The sequence below is a fragment of the Leifsonia sp. GW821-FHT13C05 genome, assembly GCF_058806515.1.
On the sequence record NZ_JBXAPT010000014.1, the window covers coordinates 1 to 1,276 of the forward strand.

Consider the following 1,276-nt stretch of genomic DNA (forward strand, 5'->3'; position numbering starts at 1 on the left):
GCGTGATCACCGATCGGTCATCACTCCTTCTGCAGACCCCGCAGTCGTTGGCGGCCAGGTTCCGGCTCGATGTGCGCGCCGGCCACGAGGTCCTCGCGATCGACCCGGTCGCGCGCACCGTCTCGGTGTTCGACCTCGCCGCGGGCGAGACAATGATCGAGAGCTATGACGAGCTGATCCTCGCCGTCGGAGCATCTGCGCGGGAGGCCGCGGGGCATCCCGGCATCCCGACGCACACCCTCCGCACGGTGGAGGACGTGGACGCGATCGGCGTGCTGGTGGACGCCGCCGCGGACAACCCTTCCGCTTTGGTCGTCGGCGCCGGCTTCGTCGGCCTCGAGGCCGTCGAGAACCTGGTGCGCCGCGGAATCCACGTCACGCTCATCCAGCGCGGCCCACACATCCTGAGCCCGCTGGACGTAGAGATGGTTGCGCCCGTTGAGGCGCAGCTGCGCAGTCACGGCGTCGACGTGCGCACCTCCGTCACTGTCGACACGGTCGAGGCGGGCGCGGTGCTGCTCAGCGACGGCGCGACCGTTCGGCCGGACTTCATCATCGACGCGTCGGGTGTCGTGCCGAGCGTGGACCTGGCGCGCTCGGCCGGTCTGCGCCTGGGGCCGACCGGCGGGATCGCGGTCGATGGTCGCAACCGCACCAGCGTCGAGCACATCTTCGCCGTCGGCGATGGCGTCGAGAAAGTGGATGCGCTCAGCGGCGCAGAGACCCTCGTCACCATGGCCGGGCTCGCCAACCGGCACGGCCGCTCCGTCGCCGACGTCATCGCCGGCCGCGAGGAGCAGAACACGCCCGCCCTCGGCACCGCGATCGTGAGGGTCTTCGACACCGTGGCGGCGAAGGTCGGCTGGGGGGAACGGCAACTCACCGCTGCCGGGCGGGCGCACCGAGTCATCCACACGCATCCTGCCTCGCACGCCACCTACTACCCGGGCGCCCAGTCCATGTCGATGAAGCTGCTCGTGGACCCGGAGACGGATGCGATCCTGGGCGCGCAGATCGTCGGCGGCGAGGGTGTCGACAAGCGTATCGACGCGATCGCGGTCGCCATGGCGGGCGGGATCACCGCCTCCGGTCTGATGCGTCTCGAGTTGGCGTATGCCCCTCAGTTCGGGTCGGCGAAGGACCCGATCAACCAGCTCGGTTACGTCGCCGACAACCTCCGCAGCGGTACCACCCGCTCCCTGCAGTGGCACGAGCTCGGCGCCGCGCTGGACGCGGGCGCCACCCTGGTCGATGTGCGCACGGCCGGTGAGCACGC

General features: G+C 70.5%; 1 protein-coding gene. It reads left to right on the forward strand.

Annotated features, from left to right (window positions below):
- Positions 1–1,276 (forward strand): FAD-dependent oxidoreductase (locus AC1ROC_RS20200; RefSeq protein ID WP_493001964.1); only part of this gene is annotated, 1,276 nt, incomplete at both ends.